The organism is Treponema sp. R6D11, assembly GCF_054786075.1.
The window spans coordinates 1-321 of record NZ_BDHD01001363.1; the positions used below are offsets into that span (position 1 = coordinate 1).

A 321-nucleotide genomic window follows, 5' to 3' on the forward strand; every position below is an offset into this window, starting at 1 on the left:
CCCTGATAATAGCCCAGTTTCTGGGCAAAATGTTGGGGGCTGTTAATTGTTCCGAAGGCGGCATGTGGCCCAAAAGATTGGGATAAAACCTTGGGAAGATCTGCTCTGTAACCGCGCCTATGGTAGAAAAACCGCCGCAAATGCCGAAAACGGATTCGTTTATCCTGTTCGTCTTGCTGAATTCTAAAAGAAGGCGCTGGTTTTCTATCTTAAAAAACCATAAGACAAAAGCTTTTGCGGCTTTTGGGGATTTTCCCTTTTTAGGAATTCCTAAAAGCACCATGTTTTCGGCGATGGGGATTTTGCCGTCTTCCATAATCC

The 321-nt window shown here is 44.9% G+C and carries 1 pseudogene; it reads right to left on the reverse strand.

Features of this window, described 5'->3' with window-relative positions:
- Positions 1-321, reverse strand: a pseudogene (locus ACYVTD_RS18765) (hypothetical protein); the annotation flags it as partial.